Below are 15,867 nucleotides of genomic sequence, written 5' to 3' on the forward strand. Positions count from 1 at the left end.
ACCGACGTCCGTGAACGCCTCCAGCCCGGCCGCAACGGTCTTGATCGTCCACACAAGTGAGCGGTACTGCGACGCTACGGTATTTTTTGACCAGATCCACCGCCAGCAAGCGGCTTACGACAACGAGGTAACTACAATGGACCCGAAGAATGATTTGCAACTCGGCGTTTGCCAAACCATCGAAACCCACCTCAGAGCCGAGTACGAAGCCATACCCGAACTGACCGATGCCTTGTGTATCGTGGGTCTCGACAATTCGATCATCGCAGTGAAACAAAAATTCGGCTTCGCGAAAAACGAGAAGGTGCTGAACCATCCAGCCATCGACGGCATCGTCGCCCACGTGGTCGATATTGGCGTCGACAACATCGGCAAAGACAACGATCTCACGCTCAAGGATTATGTTGCTCTTATCACCTTGATCAAGAAATCGGTGATTCGCCATTCGTCCTTCGGGCCGCGCGCCTACTACGAGTTCATCAGGAACTTCGTCTGAGCTGTCACGCCAGGAGGCAGCGCAAGCGACCGCGCGCAGGAATGAAAATCCCTGTGTCGGTGGTTCGAGTCCGCGCCGGGCCTCCAAAGTTTCAAGCGAAAACGCCGCCCCTTGCAGGTCGGCGTTTTTGCTTTCAGGCTATCGATATTAAAACGCCATCCGCGGATGGCGTTTTATTCATACGTGTTTTATTTAGCCTGCTTGCGACGACGCGAACGCAGCATTGCGCCGGCACCCAGCAGCATCAGCGCGGCCGATGCCGGTTCCGGAACTTTTACCGGCGGGATAACCGCGCCAAAACCGTCGATATAGGCATAACCCGTGTGTGCGGACGGCTGGCAATCGGCAGCCAGAATCGACAGCGTGAAATCGTGGCCCGACAGCGACGAATCGATCGCGAGCTGTTCGATTTGCCACGCCGACGTATAAAACAGGTCGCCATTCATGGTGAAACGGCTGTCGACACCGCCGCCGCCGTCGCCGGCATTGTAGACGCGATTGATCAGGACCGTGCCCGTCGTATCGTCGGTCAGCGTGATCAGCAATTCGGCCGATTCATCGGCGGTGTGGCCGCCATTTTCCAGCACGGCTTTCCAGGCGAAGAAGATGTTCGATTCGGTGTAATTCGTCACTTTCTGGCTGAGGACCGATGCATTACCGCCGTCCGAAGTGTCTTCGACACGATACGAGTACTGGCCCGAATAAACGGTCGAACCCAGCAACGAGCCCAGCAACGGATCGACCGTGCCAGCGGCGTTGACGGCCGAGCGGGTTGCCGGCCCCGTGTACTTGCTGCCGCCCGGCAGGAAAGTGGCGGGCGACAGGCTCGTATTCAGCGTATCCCAACGATACCCTTCCCCAGTCGTCCAGCCGTTTGCATTGCCATCTTCAAAACCACCATTGATAAAGGCGCCGGCGTGTGCGGTACCGGTAATGGCGGTGAATGCGAGGGCAGCGGCCAGCGCGAATTTTAATTTCATCTGTGTAGTCCTTTCAAGTCAATAAGAGTTATGGGTGCAACTAATGCACTGCGACACCTTAGCAATTCCTGTGCCACGCACTTATCTACTTGAAAGAAAATGGATTTTTTAAATCCGCATCGATATAGATCCTGTAACTGTTAAATACACCGACATTTAAATCGGGTAAATCGGCGATAGAATATAAAACATATGCATTCATTAAACCCGATACGGCTTCATATTATGTTCATCCTCTTATTTAATTAGGGAAAATCTCGATAATTTTAATCAACTCTTGTATTCAACCAGCACGCCATAATCGCAATACCTCTTCCGCAATTACATCGGGAAATTCCTCCTGAAAAAATAATTTTCCTTTTGGAACTCGATATATTCCCTGCGAGCGCGGGAAAATACGGTCAAGATAAGCGGCATCCGCCAGCGGAAAGATCATGTCGCTGGCGCCCCATACCATCCGCACCGGCGCCGTGGTGCGTTTGAGCGCCGCCTCGATGCCCGCCAGCGGATTCGGCGCGAGCGCGTCGTGGAATGCGTGGTACTGCCTGCGCCGCAACGGCGTGCTCACCATCGGTGCCACGTAGTAGTCGATGATGTCGTCCGTGAGCAGCGCCGGATCGTGGTACGCGGCCGCGCCGAACGTCGCGCGCGCCAGGTTTCCGTCGGCCAGCCACTGCGCGGAGTCGTCGGCCAGCGTGCCCGCACGGGCCATGTCGAGCACCGGCTGGATCAGCGGCGGCGGGCTGTTGGGCTCCGTGTCGCAGTTGGTGAGCACCAGCGTGCGCACGCGCGCCGGAAAGCGAACCAGGAACAGCTGCGCGACCGCGCCGCCGCTGTCGGAAGCGACGATGTCGGCCTGGCCGACGCCCAGCGCATCCAGCAGCGCCGCCAGCATCGCCACCTGGGCGGCGGGCGCCACCGACTGGTCTGCGGGGACCTGCGAGTAGCCGAGGCCCATGAAATCGGGGGCGATGCAGCGCCGGTACGGGGCGAGGCGGTCGAGCGCCCCGCGCCACTGGAAGCCGTTGAGCGGCGCCCCGTGCAGGAACAGCGCCGCGGCACCCGTGCCGCGCTCGACGTAGGCAATCCGGCCGCACGGCAGGTCCACATGGCGCCGCGCGTGGCGATAGCGTTCCACCTCCGTCTGCGCCGCCTGCGCACGGCCGGCTACGACCGCTGCGGCGGTCACGTACAAGAAATCCCTGCGTTTCATGCTCGACTCTCCTTCGCTGCGTTGGACATGGAAGGATGCTAGCGACGCCGAGCCGACCCGGCGCGCACCGGCGGCCGGCGGCGGACACAAACGGATGATTTCCTTGTACATTGGCGGGACGCGTACCGGAGGATCAGATGACCGACCGCCCATCTTGCTATCCCAGCCCAGCGACGGCCCCGCTGCCGCTCCTCGACGTGCTGACGTCGCCGGTGCCGTCGGGCCGGTTCGATTCGCCCGTGGACGAACGCCACGTGTTGTGCCTTCACCTGGGCGGGCCGGTGCCGGTGTCGTACCGGGCGGGCAAGGCCGAGCGGCAGGGCGTACGGTTGCACGGCCAGTTCTGCGTCGTGCCGGGCGGCTCCAGCACGCGCTGGACCCTGGCGCAGCCGGCCACCTCGCTGCTGCTCCGGCTCGCGCCCGCGCACCTGCGCGCCACGGCCGACGACATGGGACACGGCGCGCGCGCCTTCGACCTCGCGCCGGCGATCCACGTCCGCGATCCGCAGATCGAGCGCATCGGCTGGATGATGCAGGCCGAGGACCATGACGCCCACCCGGGCGGGCGGCTGTTCGCCGACAGTCTCGCGTCGGCGCTCGCCGTGCGCCTCGTCGCGCTGCAGTCGCGGTCGAGGACCGTGCCGGCACGGGCGCTGCCCGCCTGGCGCCTGCGCCACGTCGTCGACTACATCGACGCCCACCTGGACCAGGACCTGACGCTCGCCGAACTGGCCGCCGTCGCGGGGTTCAGTCCTTCGCATTTCAAGGCCTTGTTCAGGCAGGCGACCAGTACGCCGGTCCACCGGTTCGTGCTCGAACGGCGCGTGGAACGGGCGCGGCTGCATCTGCTCGAGGGGCGGCTCAGCGTCACGGAAGTCGCGTTGGAAACCGGCTTCGCGCATCCGAGCCACATGGCGCGCTGGATGCGCCGCATTGTGGGATTGAGCCCGTCGCAGATCCGGGCCGGCTGACGCGCGGCGAACGTCTTATGCGCTCAAGGGATCGACACGTCCCTCGGAAGTCATTTTTTCGATCACCCTGACAGCCGTCCCGCCGCCGGGAACGACCGCGCTGGCCAGTTCCGATCCCAGTTCGAACAGCATTTCGCGGGTGGTAAACGCCTGCAGCGTTTCCTTGAACCACTGGCCGTTCTCGATGACTTCGCCGGTCAATCCATCGACTTCGATCACGCCGACCTTGTCCTCGGTCGTCCAGGCGAATTCGAAAGCGAACACGGGACGGTAGTACAGGTGGACCTTTTCTACCGTAATAAGATCTTCCTGAAACTCGTGCGCATGAATGGTCTCCGCGGCGAGCGTCTGGCGGATCTTCTGCAGCAGCATGGGCAAACGCAACTGCGGAACGACAGCTTCGGGCAGTTCGAGAACCGAGTGTTCCTGCACCTTGTATTTGTTGATGTAGTTTGCCAGTGCCCCTTTTTTCGGATCGCGCGACAAACCGTCGAGATGATCCTCGTACTTGATCTTCCTGTGCGAATATTCGACGGCCTGCATGCTGATCGTCCGCTTGTTCCCCTGCTCCGCGATCGAATATTCCTTCCCGTTGATGACGACCTTGTGCGCATAGGCGTTGCCGATGTCGACCGGATAAATCAGCTCGCGCGAATAATCGACCGAACGGGTCGTCACCACGTGCCAGAACGGCTCATAGCGCAACACGTGCTTCGACAGCAGGACCGTTTCGTCCCTGGGGCGTTTGAACGGATTCAGCTTGGTCCAGAAGCCGAACGCATTCAGCTTTTTCTGGTTGGCCTGCTCGTTGGCGGCGCTTAATGGGTAGACCTGGTCGAAAACGAATACTTTTTCAGCATTGTCGATGTATTGCAGATGCTCCGTCATAGAAATCCCTGAAATTGTTGTCATGTTGAGCGATTGATTTCCCGATTCTGCCTGACGGAGCGGCACACTGTCGATACCGGGCAAGACGCGGCAAATACTGCGTCAAGGATCCGGCCACGCTGTTTCAATGCTTGCCGGTCTCCCCGAACAAGGAAAAATCCGGCAGCCTGCCCCGCGCCTGCAGGTCAGCCGCGTCGCCGATGCGCAGGATGGTCGCCGGCCGGCCGTCGAACGCGGGCCAGTCGGGCAAGCCCTTGCCGTTCGGCGTGCCCGTGCGCGCGAAGCTTGCCCACGTGTCGGCCAGGCGCGCGGCCAGCTGGCGGTCGTATGCGGACCACGGCCGCGGATCCTGGCCGAGGTGATCGAACACGTACTGGATCTCCGCGCCATGCCCCGCTCCGCAGCCATAGCCGCACGGCGTCAGGGGTTCGGTCGGCCGGTGCGTGAAATAGTAGAGGTAGGGCCGAGCCTGGCCGTACTGCGCCTGCAGCGCCGCCCAGTACCACGTGCGCCAGCCCCACCAGTCGGTCGTGAGCCGGTCGATCGACGCCCTGGCTTCGGCATCCGTCGCACCGGGATACGTAGCCAGCACGGCGGTGGACGGCGCATGGCCCAGCAGCTTCGCCACGAGCGCCTTGTGGCTGGCGGCCGTGAACTTGTCGGTGCCGAGGATTTCCGGCGCGAGGTCCTTGCCCTCTTCCGCATTCCAGCCCGCGAGCAAAGGCACGTCGTTCTGGCGATGGTTGCGGTACGTCGTCGTCAAGTCTTCGCGCAGCAGATGGCCGTCGACGATCGGATGCGGCGCCCATGCCGGTTTCTGCAGCGCGGCGACGGGCAGCGCGCGCAGGTCCGCCAGGCGCTTCGCGCCCACCGCCCTGGTGAACGCCACGCCGGCCTGTTCCGCGGCTGTGCGGTCGAACAAGGCGTTCTCGCTGGCGTCGATCGGCATCGCGAAGTTGCCGCTCTGCGAGATCGCGCGCTGGAACAGGCCCTTGGCCAGCGGTGACGCGACGAGCACGGCGACCGATTCGCCGCCCGCCGATTCGCCCATGATCGTGACGCGCGCCGGATCGCCGCCGAAGGCCGCGATATTCTGCCGCACCCAGCGCAGCGCCGCGACCTGGTCTTCCATGCCCTGGTTGCCCGACGCCTTGTCCGGCGACTCCGCCGTCAGCTCGGGATGGGCGAAGAAGCCGAAAATGCCGAGGCGGTAGTTGATGGTGACGACGACGACACCGCGCCGCGCCAGGTTGCCGCCGTCATAACCGGGCTGGGCGCCCGTGCCGCCGTAATAGCCGCCGCCGTGGATCCAGACGATGACGGGCAGCTTCCGCGCCTGCGCGGGCGCCCACACGTTCAGGTACAGGCAGTCTTCGCTTTTCGGATCCGGGATCCACGCCGCCGTCTGCGCGCAGGCCGGCGCGTAGGCCTGCGCGGTCTTCACGCCCTGCCACGGCACGACCGGCTGCGGCGCGCGCCAGCGCAGTTGGCCGACGGGCGGCGCCGCGAACGGCACGCCCTTGAATACGTTCACGCCGTCGGCCGCCGTGCCGACGATCCGCCCTCCCGTGACCTGCACCGGGTCCGTCACCTGCGCCGCCTGGGCCATTCCAGCGAGCAGGCATCCGGCGACAACAGCCGCACCTTTCATGTCGTCTCCTCATATTTGTCGAAAAGACATTTTAGCGGCCTCGTTTTCTGGCAGGCCAGCGTGTCAAAAATAATTATCGAAATAATGGTTTTCGCGCTTGCAAAGCGCCCGGCGCTCGGATAAAGTTATCGACATAATGATTATCGTGATAAGTAATTTACGGCAGCAGACCATCTGACCAGTTACCGGAGGAATCGAAATGAACCAGCTCATCGCCCGCACGCTGCGCAACGTCTTCGGCGCAGCCGCCCTCACCGTCGCCGCCCTCGGCCCGGCCCACGCCCAAACGTCCGAAACCTTCCCGTCCGTCAGGCAGATCGATGCGGGCGTGCTGAACGTCGGCTACGTCGACGCGGGGCCGGCCAACGATCCCGTCGTGATCCTGCTGCACGGCTGGCCGTACGACATTCACAGCTATGTCGACGTCGTGCCGCTGCTGACGAAGGCCGGGTACCGCGTGATCGTGCCGCACCTGCGCGGCTACGGCACGACCCGCTTCCTGGATCCGAAGGCCGTGCGCAACGGCGAACCGGCCGCGCTGGCGCAGGACGTCGTCGACCTGATGGATGCGCTGAAGATCGACAAGGCGATCCTGGCCGGCTACGACTGGGGTGCGCGCAGCGCCGACATCGTGGCCGCGCTGTGGCCCGAGCGTGTCAAAGGGCTGGTGTCCGTGAGCGGCTACCTGATCGGCAGCCAGCAAAGCGGCAAGCAGCCGCTGCCGCCGGCCGCCGAGCTGCAATGGTGGTACCAGTTCTACTTCGCCACCGAGCGCGGCGCCGCCGGCTATGCGAAGAACCGCCACGATTTCGCCAAGCTGATCTGGAAGACCGCGTCGCCGCGATGGCAGTTCGACGACCGCACGTTCGAGCGCAGCGCGGCGTCGCTGGAGAACCCGGACCATGCCGCCATCACGATCTTCAACTACCGCTGGCGCCTCGGCCTGGTCCAGGGCGAAGCGAAATACGACAAATTGGAACAGCGCCTGGCCACCTTCCCGGCCATCACCGTGCCGACGATCACCCTGGAAGGCGACGCCAACGGCGCCCCGCACCCGGAACCGGCCGCGTACGCCAGGCGCTTCACCGGCAAGTACAAGCATGAACTCATCAAAGGGGGCATCGGCCACAACCTGCCGCAGGAAGCGCCGCGCGCGTTCGCCGATGCCGTCATCGCCGTCGGCCACCTGTAATCCGCATTTCCTCATCTAATCGAAAGGACATACCATGAGCAAGATCGACAAGGTTCTCTACACCGGCAAGACCCGCACCACCGGCGGCCGCGAAGGCCGTGCAAAAAGCGCCGACGGCCGCCTCGACATCACGCTGTCGCCGCCGGGCAGCCACGGCAAGGGCACGAACCCGGAACAGTTGTTTGCCGCCGGCTGGTCGGCCTGCTTCATCGGCGCGCTGGGCCACGCCGCGCGCGACCGGCACGTGACCCTGCCGGCAGACACGGCAGTCGATGCGGAAGTCGACCTCGGCACCGGCACCGACGGCTATTCGCTGCAGGCGCGGCTGACCGTGAGCCTGCCCGGCGTGCCGCGCGACGCCGCGCTGGACCTGGTCCATGCCGCGCACCAAACGTGCCCGTATTCAAAAATGTCGCGTGGGAATATCGACGTGAACATCACCGTGGCGTAAGCCCGGAAACGACAACGCCACCGGTTGGTGGCGTTGTCATCAGTGAAAGAACAGGTACAGGATGACCAGCACGATGGCCGGTACGCCCATGATCCAGGCCAGGAAATATTTGCCCATGATCGTACTCCTTTCGTTTGCGATTGATCACGGGTTCAGGATGCCGCAGGCGGGCGCGGGCGTCCGTACGGTAATGCACGCAGCGCGCGTGCCGGCCTAGGGTTGCGCGAACAGCACCTGCAGGTCGTCCCGGCCGATGGCCGCCGCGAGCCCGCCTTCGGCATCGAGCACGGCATTGGCCAGTTCGCCCTTGCGGCGCTGCATGTCCTGGATTTTTTCCTCGAGCGTGCCCTGCGCGATCAGCTTGTAGACGAACACGGGCTGGTCCTGGCCGATGCGCCAGGCGCGATCGGTCGCCTGGTTCTCGCTCGCTGGATTCCACCATGGATCGTAATGAATGACGGTGTCGGCCGCAGTGAGGTTCAGGCCGACGCCCCCGGCCTTCAGGCTGACCAGGAACACGCTCACGTCACCCCGCTGGAACGCGCCGACGGGAGCGTCGCGATCGGCCGTGTCGCCTGTCAGTTGGACGAATGCGATACCGCGCGCGTCCAGCGCGGCGCCGATCAGTGCCAGCATGCTCGTGAACTGGGAAAACACGAGGACGCTGCGTCCCTCGCTCAGCAACGTGTCGAGCAGTTCCAGCAGCGCGTCCAGCTTGGCCGACCCCACCCTGGCGGCCGCGTCCAGCAGGCGCGGATCGCAGCAGACCTGGCGCAATTTCAACAAGGCATCGAGAATAATGATCTGGCTGCGCGCGAGGCCCTTGGCATCGATGGCGTCGCGGACCTTCCTGTCCATCGCCACGCGCACGGTCTCGTACAGGTCGCGCTGGGCGCCGTCGAGTTCGATGGGCAGCACGATCTCCGTCTTGGGCGGCAATTCCGTGGCAACCTTGTCCTTGGTCCGGCGCAGCATGAAAGGTTTCACGCGGCGTGCCAGCAGGTTCTTGCGCTGGACGTCTCCGCGTTGCTCGATCGGCTTACGGAACACGGTATTGAACTGTTTGTCGTCACCCAGCAGACCCGGCATCAGGAAATGGAACTGCGACCACAATTCACCGAGGTGGTTCTGCACCGGCGTACCGGTCAGGCACAGGCGGTGGCGGGCGTCGAGCAGGCGCACGGTCTGCGCCGCCTTCGAACGGCTATTCTTGATGTACTGGGCTTCGTCGAGGATGAGAAGGTGATAGCGGTGCCTGCGCAGCGCCGGCTCGTCGCGGCCCAGCAGGGCATACGTCGTGAGCACGAGGTCGGCGTCGCCGACCAGGTCGAACGAAGCCTTCCTGTCCTTGCCGTGCAGGAGCAGCACGCGCAGGCCGGGCGCGAAGCGCGCCGCTTCGGCCTGCCAGTTGCCCATCAGGCTCGTCGGCGCCACGACGAGCGCCGGCGCATCGAGGCGGCCCGCCTCCTTTTCGGCGAGGATGTGGGCGAGCGTCTGGATGGTCTTGCCGAGTCCCATGTCGTCGGCCAGGATGCCGCCGAAGCCGTATTCGCGCAGGAACTGCATCCAGTCCAGGCCCGCGCGCTGGTAAGGGCGCAACTGCGCCGTCAGGCCGGCGGGCACGTCCACCGGCCGGATGCCGTCGAAGTCGTGCAGCTTGCGGCCCAGTTCACGCAAGCGTTCGCCGCCCAGCCAGCGCAGGCGCGCGGCCCGCTCCAGTTCCGCCAGGCGTGCCGCATCCAGCGCCGGCAGCTGGATCTTCGCGCCGATGCGGTCGCCGAAATACAGCTCGCCCAGCGTGGCCAGGATGGGTTTCACACGGCCCCACGGCAGGGCCACGCGCGTGCCGTCGGACAACGTCAGCGGCAAATCGTCGGTATCGGCACGGGCGGCCAGGGCGTCGATACCGAATTCGAGCGGCGTCTTGCGGATCATGTCCACCAGCAGCGGCAGCAGCGGATGGCGCGCGCCGCCGACGATGATGCCCAGTTCCAGGTCGAACCAGCCGTTGCCGTCGCCCTCGCGTTCATCGAGATCGGCATACCACTCGTCCACGTGCGCGAAGTCGTAGCGGAAATCCGGGTCGATCTCGATCGACCATCCCGCTTCGCGCAGGCGCGGCAGGCCGTCGCGCACGAAGGCCAGCCAGGCCGTCTCGTCTGGAAGGGACAAGGCGTCCGGCCAGTACTCGCGCATGGGCGAGTTCGCCGGCGCCGGCATGAAACCGAGCGCGGCCAGCATGTTGCCGGCCGCCGCTTCGGCCTTCCGGTCGCGCACGATCACGTCGACACCGTCCTCGCGCGCAATGCGCAGCACGGGCTCGGCGACGCCGTCCGTCGACATGCCGTCATAATCGAACGACAAGAACGCGAGGTCGCAGACCACCCAGTCGCGCCGCCCCGGAACGTCCTGGCTGTCGAGCACGAGACGCGGCACGGGCACGACGTCGTGCCGCTCGCGCACTGCCATCGTCGCGGGAACGGGCACGAATTCGTCCAGCCCCAGTTCGAGCAGGCGGACCGCGACCCCGCCGCGCTGTTCCGCGATCAGCACCGGCGCCTGTTCCACGATGTCCATCAGGGCCGCCGACGGGACGCCGGCGAGCGCCTCCGGCACCGCCAGTTCGCCCACGACGAGATCGTCCATGTAGTACATGGGATCGGTCGGCAGGATCTGCACGCCCTTCTCGCCTCCGCTCATCTGCCAGCCCAGCAAGACGGCCTCGGGGCTGGCGGGATGCGCATGCCATGCAGTGCCGATGGCGCGCCGCGGCCCCGGCGTCATCCGCAGCAGTTCTCCGCGCGTGGCCTTGTGCTGGCTCGCCGCGCGCCACAGCCGGCCGGCGGCGGCGAGTTCGCCCAGCAGCCGTCCGCCGACCACCCCCGTTGGCCTGGGCGCGCCCTGGCCCATGCGCAGCGCGGCCAGCAGGAGCAGCGGCTCTTCGTCCTCGGGCCGGACGAACGGCGGCCGATGCGTCAGCAGGTGCAACGGGTCGTTCACGATGGTGGCCGAGCCGAAGCGGCCGGCCTCGTCCAGGTGCACGATGTACGGATGCAGGCTCAGCGCCTTGTCATGGCGATCGGGCACGAGCACGTACTCGATCCTGAAGGCCTGCGCCGACGGATCGTGCGCGCCCTGCACGTGGTTCTTTACCCTGGCCAGCAGCGCCAGCCAGCGCTCGGCCGCGAGCGGCACGTCGGGCGCGGCGCGGTCCAGCAGCGTCAGCAACACGGCCACGACATGCTTGCAGTTATAGCTCATCGGGCAATCGCAGTCGCCCTTGAACTGGACGCCGCGCTTGCCGGTCGTCACGCGGATGGCCTGCCCGTAGAATTTGCCGCCGCTGCCTTCGACTTCCCCATGGATCGTCGCGCCATCGACGTCGATCGCGACGACGCGGTCTTCGCTGCAATAGGCTTCGCCCCGGGCAAAGGTGCGGGGATCGAACTGGTGTTTGACGTCGTCGCGTGTGAATTCCATGTGCAGGTGAACGATGGTCGAATCGAGGCGACATTATCCGCGATCGCCGCGCCACGCTCCACGGGCGGCGTTGACGGACGTCAGGCCGGCTGCGCCACCCGCGCCGCGCGCGCCATGCGCCAGATCGTCGTGCCGTTCACGACCGCCATCACGATCTCGAGCGCCGTGCCCCCGATCGAGCCGGCGATGATGTTGTTCGCGATCCATAGAAAGGTTCCGCACAGCATCGCGAGGCGCATCGGAACGCCGCGCAGGAGAAACAGCGCGAGCGTGCCGATGCAGGACGCGCCCAGGGGCAGCCAGTCCGTCATGCGCGTGGCGAGCGTCAGGCCCAGGGCGAGGTTCATAGCGACGACGCCGACCGCCACCCACACCGAACGCGTGTACAGCGCCAGCACGGAGCGCAGCAGCGACATGGTCGTGCTGGCGACGGGCGTCGGGTTCCCGAGCAGGGCGAAGTGGACGATGTAGGCCAGGCATTCGCCGGCCATGAACAGCTTGAAGCGGCGGTCGTCCTTTTGCATCGCGCAGGCGACGCCGAGGACGAACGCGATGTAGCCGACGCATTGCGCCGGCGCGAACCAGTCGAGGGACATGGGAAACTCTTCGGGAAGGAGCGGCATTATAGCCCGCATCCTGGACTAGAATGTCCGGGCAGTCCTGACAACCGATGTCTTCCAAGGAGCTACCATGAAAGCATTGAAATTCGGTATCGCCTGTCTGTCCGCCCTCCTCGCCCTGTCCGCCCACGCCGCCGATCCGGCACCGGTCAAGAAGATGAACGGCGTCCTCGTCGACGCCCACGGCATGACGGTCTACACGTTCGACAAGGACGTCGCCGGCAGCGGCAAGAGCGCCTGCAACGGCCCATGCGCGGAAAACTGGCCGCCGGTGAAGGCCGGCGACGCGGCCGTGTCCGCGCCGTACTCCACCGTCACGCGCGACGACGGCAGCAAGCAGCTTGCCTACCAGGGCAAGCCGCTGTACACGTTCGTGAAGGACAAGAAGGCGGGCGACCGCGCAGGCGACAAGAAGATGAACGTCTGGCACGTCGTGACGGATTGACGGCCGCGCCGCGGCATCAGGCGGCCGGGTCGTGGTCGTCGTGCCGCTGGCCGGGCGCTAGTCCGGCGCCCATGCCGCCGCCCCCGTCCATGCCGCCGCCTCCACCGCCCTTGCCGCCGCCCTCCCCTTTGCCGCGGCTGCCCGCACCCTGCGTGCGCGTGGGGCCCTGCAGCGGGATCGCGACGCCGTCCGGGACCGGCCCCAGGTCGAGCGCTTCGCGGATGAAGGCGCGCAGCGAGATCACCAGGTCGGCCGTGTGGATCGGCCGTCCCGCCGCGAGGTCGCTCGCGGCCTGGCCCGCGAGTCGGCAGTGTTCCTCCGTGCCGAGCAGCAGGATGTCGGCCAGCGCCGCCTCGACGGCGTCGCGGATGCGGCGCGCGCGGTCCGAACCGGCGTCGAGGCCGGCCGCGCGCAAGTCGCGCAGGTGCTTGGGATCGACCGTCAGCTCGCCCGTGAACGAGCCGCCCAGTGTGCGGTACGCGGCGATCAGGGTGCGCAGGCGCTCGTTGATCTGGCGGTTCATGCGCTCGCGCCGCTGCTGGATCGTCTGCATCATGAGCACGCGGATGCCCACGCCGATCAGGGTGAAGACGGCGAGACCGAGGAAGGTCGTCGCCAGCGCCTGCCACGAACTGAAGTCCAGGTAGCGCATCGTTCGCTCAGTTCACGCTGTCGCGCACCACCCGCAGCTTCGTCAGCTGGCCACGGCGGTAGGTGTACAGCGTGAGGGCCGCGTCGCGCAGGTCGCCGTTCGCATCGAAGGCGATGGTGCCCGTGATGCCCTGGTACCTGATCTTTGCGAGGGCCGGCAGGAACTTCGCCGGGTCGGACGATCCGGCCGCGCGCATGGCGGCGGCGAAGGTCATCGTCGCGTCGTACGCGTACGGCGCATACGTCTGGAAGCCCATGCCGTAGCGCTTCCTGTAGCGCTCCGAAAACGCGGCCATCCCCGCCTCCAGCGGCGCATCGACGCCGCCCGCCACGACGCACACCACCTTGTCGTCGCCGAGCGCGCTGCCTGCCAGCTGCGGCAGCTTTTCCGAGCACACGCCGTCGCCCGACACGAACTTCGCGGTGATGCCCAGCGCCTGCATCTGCTTGAGCATCGGTCCGGCCGTCGCGTCCATGCCGCCGTAGAAGATCACGTCCGGCCGGCGCGCGCGGATCTGCGTGAGGATCGCATTGAAATCCGTCGCGCGGTCGTTGGTGAACTGGCGGCTGACGATCTCCGCGCCCTTCAAACGCTTGACGTCTTTCGCGAACTGGTCGGCGAGGCCCTGGCCGAACGCGGTGCGGTCGTCGATGATGGCGATCTTCTTCGCCTTCAGCGTGTCGATGGCGTAGCTGGCCAGCACGCGGCCCACGAGGTCGTCGTTGGCGACGATGCGGAATGCCGTTTTATAGCCCTGGTGCGTGTACAGCGGCGTCGTTGCGGCCGGGGAGATTTGCGGGATGCCGGCGCTGTTGTAGATCTTCGAGGCAGGCACCGTCGTGCCGGAATTCAGGTGGCCGACGACCGCCACGACGCCGCCGTCGACGAGCTTTTGCGCGACGGCCGTGCCGAGCTTCGGATCGCTGCCGTCGTCTTCCGCCTGCAACACCCATTTGACCTTCTTGCCGGCTATCGCCGCGCCCTGCGCATTCAAGTCGTCGATCGCGAGGCGCGCGCCGTTCTCGATGTCCTTGCCCTGGTGCGCGCTGGGACCGGACAGCGGCGAGGCGCTGCCGATCTTCACCTGCGATTGGGCGTGGGCGGCCGGCACGCAGGCCAGCGAAAACAGGGTGGCGAAGCAGATCAAACGCATGGGCTATTCCTTCAGGGTGATGTCGCGATTGTAATGCCCAGCGACCGCGTTTACGACAACCAGAAGTCACAGGCCATTCTTGACTTCCCGCGCCGGGCGTCTAGGCTGCATGAAGCGGCCCCGCCGCACCACAATCACAAGGAGAAAGAGACATGGACGCACAAGACAACAAACGGCTCGTCCTGGAAGGCTACCGGCTGTTCCAGAGCGGCGACATTCCCGGCATGATGGCCTACGCCCACGACGACGCCGAGTGGATCGGCCCCGACGCCGAAGCCGTCCCCTTCGCCGGCAGCTTCCACGGCAAGGCGGAAGTCGGGCGCTTCTTTTCGGAGCTGATCACGGCCATGCAGCCCACGCGCTTCGTCATCAAGGACGTCATCGCGGAAAACGACAAGGTCGTCGTCCTCGGCGAGGCCATGTGGATGGTCAGGTCCACCGGGCGCAGCTACGACAGCCAGTGGGTCCACGTGTTCACCATGCGTGACGATAAGTTCATCCGCGTCGAGTCGCTGTACGACACGGCGTCGGCCGAACGCGCGTTCCGCCCCGACCGGCCGGACGTGACGGCCGCGGCGACCTCGCTGCGGCACTGAACCGGACGCGTTACCAGAACACGACGCGGTCCTGTGGCGCCAGGTACATGCTGTCCCCCCGTTTGACGGCGAACGCGTCGTAGAAGCCCGGGTGGTTGCGCAGGCTGCCGTTGACGCGGCATGCCGACGGCGAGTGGGGATCGGATTTCACTTGCGCGATCGGCGCCGCGTCGCGCGCCTTGCCGCGGCGCGCCGGCGTCCCCATCTGGGTGAGGACCATGCCTGCCCTCACACGCCTACTCCTGCTCGCCGCCACGCTGGCCGCCGCCGCGCCCGCGCGTGCGGACGAGCTCGCCAACCTGATCAATGCGTACCGTGCCGCGCCCGGTATCTGCGACGACGCTGCGGCAGCGCCGGTTGCGGCGCTGAATGTCGAACCGGCCCTGTCCCGCATCCGCATCGGTCCAGGTACGTTCCTCGAATTCGCGCTGCAGCGCGCCGGCTACGAGGCCGCACATGCCGAGGCAATCACGGTCACGGGGCCGCCGGATGCGCGCGCCGCAATGGAGGCCATCGCACAAAAATACTGCCGCACCTTGCGCGCCGCGGACTTCGTGGCCGTCGGCACGGCGCACATCGGCGACGACTGGCAGGTCGTGCTGGCGCGGCCCATCGTCATTCCGCCGCTGCCCGAGTGGCCGGACGCGGGCCGGGACATCCTCGCGCTCGTGAACGCGGCACGCGCGCAGCCGCGCACGTGCGGGACGCAGGCGTTCGGTCCGGCCGGTCCGCTGGTGTGGAACCCGCTGCTGGGCCAGGCCGCCCTCGTGCACAGCACGGACATGGCGCAGAAACACTACTTCAACCACAAGCAGCCGGATGGCAGCGTGCCGGCCGACCGGGCGACGCAAGCCGGCTACCGCTGGGCGCGCGTCGGGGAAAACATCGCATCGGGACAGCGCACGCCCGAGGAAGCCGTCGCGTCGTGGCTGGACAGTCCCGGCCACTGCGCCAACATCATGAATCCGACGTTCACGGAGATGGGCGCGGCCTACGCGATCAATCCGCAGAACCGCAACCGCACCGCCTACTGGACGCAAGTCTTCGGCACGCCGCGTTGATCATAGCCCCATGCTATG

16 protein-coding genes and 1 tRNA gene are annotated in these 15,867 nt (G+C 65.7%); 8 read left to right on the forward strand and 9 right to left on the reverse strand.

Annotated features, from left to right (window positions below):
* Window positions 1–10: 10 nt before the first annotated feature.
* Both ACL58G_RS00435 and ACL58G_RS00440 read left to right on the forward strand, forming a co-directional pair.
* Entirely contained in the window at window positions 11–496 is a 486-nt protein-coding gene (locus ACL58G_RS00435) for a hypothetical protein (protein WP_440964591.1), read from the forward strand.
* A 15-nt stretch (window positions 497–511) separates the two neighbouring features.
* Window positions 512–582, forward strand: a tRNA-Phe gene (locus ACL58G_RS00440).
* Between the two features lie 102 nt (window positions 583–684).
* Here ACL58G_RS00440 and ACL58G_RS00445 read toward each other — a convergent pair.
* Entirely contained in the window at window positions 685–1,476 is a 792-nt protein-coding gene (locus ACL58G_RS00445) for a PEP-CTERM sorting domain-containing protein (RefSeq protein ID WP_440964592.1), read from the reverse strand.
* 283 nt (window positions 1,477–1,759) lie between these two features.
* Entirely contained in the window at window positions 1,760–2,689 is a 930-nt protein-coding gene (locus ACL58G_RS00450; RefSeq protein WP_440964593.1) for an alpha/beta fold hydrolase, read from the reverse strand.
* 137 nt (window positions 2,690–2,826) lie between these two features.
* Here ACL58G_RS00450 and ACL58G_RS00455 point away from each other — a divergent pair, with 137 nt between their 5' ends.
* Complete coding sequence (locus ACL58G_RS00455; protein ID WP_440964594.1) at window positions 2,827–3,660, forward strand: helix-turn-helix domain-containing protein; 834 nt, start codon at window positions 2,827–2,829, stop codon at window positions 3,658–3,660.
* A gap of 15 nt (window positions 3,661–3,675) precedes the next feature.
* Here the strand turns inward: ACL58G_RS00455 and ACL58G_RS00460 are convergent, their stop codons facing one another.
* Together ACL58G_RS00460 and ACL58G_RS00465 are read right to left on the reverse strand one after the other, a co-directional pair.
* On the reverse strand, window positions 3,676–4,632 hold the full coding sequence (locus tag ACL58G_RS00460) for a hypothetical protein (protein WP_440964595.1): 957 nt from the start codon (window positions 4,630–4,632) through the stop codon (window positions 3,676–3,678).
* A gap of 40 nt (window positions 4,633–4,672) precedes the next feature.
* Window positions 4,673–6,199 (reverse strand): carboxylesterase/lipase family protein, encoded by a 1,527-nt coding sequence (locus tag ACL58G_RS00465; protein WP_440964596.1) that lies wholly within the window; start codon window positions 6,197–6,199, stop codon window positions 4,673–4,675.
* Between the two features lie 199 nt (window positions 6,200–6,398).
* Here ACL58G_RS00465 and ACL58G_RS00470 point away from each other — a divergent pair, with 199 nt between their 5' ends.
* Both ACL58G_RS00470 and ACL58G_RS00475 read left to right on the forward strand, forming a co-directional pair.
* Window positions 6,399–7,391, forward strand: coding sequence for an alpha/beta fold hydrolase (locus tag ACL58G_RS00470; RefSeq protein WP_440964597.1), 993 nt, complete (start codon window positions 6,399–6,401; stop codon window positions 7,389–7,391).
* A 34-nt stretch (window positions 7,392–7,425) separates the two neighbouring features.
* Window positions 7,426–7,842 (forward strand): organic hydroperoxide resistance protein, encoded by a 417-nt coding sequence (locus tag ACL58G_RS00475; protein WP_440964598.1) that lies wholly within the window; start codon window positions 7,426–7,428, stop codon window positions 7,840–7,842.
* A 213-nt stretch (window positions 7,843–8,055) separates the two neighbouring features.
* Here ACL58G_RS00475 and ACL58G_RS00480 read toward each other — a convergent pair whose 3' ends face one another.
* Entirely contained in the window at window positions 8,056–11,322 is a 3,267-nt protein-coding gene (locus ACL58G_RS00480) for a DEAD/DEAH box helicase (protein WP_440964599.1), read from the reverse strand.
* 80 nt (window positions 11,323–11,402) lie between these two features.
* Window positions 11,403–11,918: a YgjV family protein gene (locus ACL58G_RS00485; RefSeq protein WP_413386469.1), complete on the reverse strand. Its 516-nt coding sequence runs from the start codon at window positions 11,916–11,918 to the stop codon at window positions 11,403–11,405.
* A 94-nt stretch (window positions 11,919–12,012) separates the two neighbouring features.
* Between ACL58G_RS00485 and ACL58G_RS00490 the strand changes: the two genes are divergently transcribed.
* Window positions 12,013–12,387, forward strand: coding sequence for a COG4315 family predicted lipoprotein (locus tag ACL58G_RS00490; protein ID WP_413338162.1), 375 nt, complete (start codon window positions 12,013–12,015; stop codon window positions 12,385–12,387).
* A gap of 16 nt (window positions 12,388–12,403) precedes the next feature.
* Here ACL58G_RS00490 and ACL58G_RS00495 read toward each other — a convergent pair whose 3' ends face one another.
* Window positions 12,404–13,039 (reverse strand): hypothetical protein, encoded by a 636-nt coding sequence (locus tag ACL58G_RS00495; RefSeq protein WP_440964600.1) that lies wholly within the window; start codon window positions 13,037–13,039, stop codon window positions 12,404–12,406.
* A 7-nt stretch (window positions 13,040–13,046) separates the two neighbouring features.
* Complete coding sequence (locus tag ACL58G_RS00500) at window positions 13,047–14,192, reverse strand: branched-chain amino acid ABC transporter substrate-binding protein (protein ID WP_413386464.1); 1,146 nt, start codon at window positions 14,190–14,192, stop codon at window positions 13,047–13,049.
* Window positions 14,193–14,344: 152 nt separating this feature from the next.
* On the opposite strand from ACL58G_RS00500, the gene ACL58G_RS00505 reads away from it, so the two are divergent.
* Window positions 14,345–14,788, forward strand: coding sequence for a nuclear transport factor 2 family protein (locus tag ACL58G_RS00505; protein WP_440964601.1), 444 nt, complete (start codon window positions 14,345–14,347; stop codon window positions 14,786–14,788).
* A gap of 10 nt (window positions 14,789–14,798) precedes the next feature.
* Here the strand turns inward: ACL58G_RS00505 and ACL58G_RS00510 are convergent, their stop codons facing one another.
* Entirely contained in the window at window positions 14,799–15,008 is a 210-nt protein-coding gene (locus ACL58G_RS00510; protein ID WP_440964602.1) for a M13-type metalloendopeptidase, read from the reverse strand.
* On the opposite strand from ACL58G_RS00510, the gene ACL58G_RS00515 reads away from it, so the two are divergent.
* Entirely contained in the window at window positions 15,007–15,849 is an 843-nt protein-coding gene (locus ACL58G_RS00515) for a CAP domain-containing protein (protein ID WP_440964603.1), read from the forward strand. The two genes, ACL58G_RS00510 and ACL58G_RS00515, sit on opposite strands and share 2 nt — an antisense overlap.
* The last annotated feature ends 18 nt before the right edge of the window (window positions 15,850–15,867 follow it).

Origin of the sequence: Massilia sp. GER05, assembly GCF_052056005.1 — a bacterium.
Taxonomy (GTDB): Bacteria; Pseudomonadota; Gammaproteobacteria; order Burkholderiales; family Burkholderiaceae_D; genus Telluria; species Telluria orientalis.

What these genes read in the sequence shown, in the direction of transcription:
- ACL58G_RS00445 (WP_440964592.1), bottom strand. Translation starts at nt 1,476, where the DNA reads ATGAAATTAAAATTCGCGCTGGCCGCTGCCCTCGCATTCACCGCCATT.
- ACL58G_RS00450 (WP_440964593.1), bottom strand. Translation starts at nt 2,689, where the DNA reads ATGAAACGCAGGGATTTCTTGTACGTGACCGCCGCAGCGGTCGTAGCC.
- ACL58G_RS00455 (WP_440964594.1), top strand. Translation starts at nt 2,827, where the DNA reads ATGACCGACCGCCCATCTTGCTATCCCAGCCCAGCGACGGCCCCGCTG.
- ACL58G_RS00465 (WP_440964596.1), bottom strand. Translation starts at nt 6,199, where the DNA reads ATGAAAGGTGCGGCTGTTGTCGCCGGATGCCTGCTCGCTGGAATGGCC.
- ACL58G_RS00470 (WP_440964597.1), top strand. Translation starts at nt 6,399, where the DNA reads ATGAACCAGCTCATCGCCCGCACGCTGCGCAACGTCTTCGGCGCAGCC.
- ACL58G_RS00475 (WP_440964598.1), top strand. Translation starts at nt 7,426, where the DNA reads ATGAGCAAGATCGACAAGGTTCTCTACACCGGCAAGACCCGCACCACC.
- ACL58G_RS00480 (WP_440964599.1), bottom strand. Translation starts at nt 11,322, where the DNA reads ATGGAATTCACACGCGACGACGTCAAACACCAGTTCGATCCCCGCACC.
- ACL58G_RS00485 (WP_413386469.1), bottom strand. Translation starts at nt 11,918, where the DNA reads ATGTCCCTCGACTGGTTCGCGCCGGCGCAATGCGTCGGCTACATCGCG.
- ACL58G_RS00490 (WP_413338162.1), top strand. Translation starts at nt 12,013, where the DNA reads ATGAAAGCATTGAAATTCGGTATCGCCTGTCTGTCCGCCCTCCTCGCC.
- ACL58G_RS00495 (WP_440964600.1), bottom strand. Translation starts at nt 13,039, where the DNA reads ATGCGCTACCTGGACTTCAGTTCGTGGCAGGCGCTGGCGACGACCTTC.
- ACL58G_RS00500 (WP_413386464.1), bottom strand. Translation starts at nt 14,192, where the DNA reads ATGCGTTTGATCTGCTTCGCCACCCTGTTTTCGCTGGCCTGCGTGCCG.
- ACL58G_RS00505 (WP_440964601.1), top strand. Translation starts at nt 14,345, where the DNA reads ATGGACGCACAAGACAACAAACGGCTCGTCCTGGAAGGCTACCGGCTG.
- ACL58G_RS00515 (WP_440964603.1), top strand. Translation starts at nt 15,007, where the DNA reads ATGCCTGCCCTCACACGCCTACTCCTGCTCGCCGCCACGCTGGCCGCC.
- ACL58G_RS00510 (WP_440964602.1), bottom strand. Translation starts at nt 15,008, where the DNA reads ATGGTCCTCACCCAGATGGGGACGCCGGCGCGCCGCGGCAAGGCGCGC.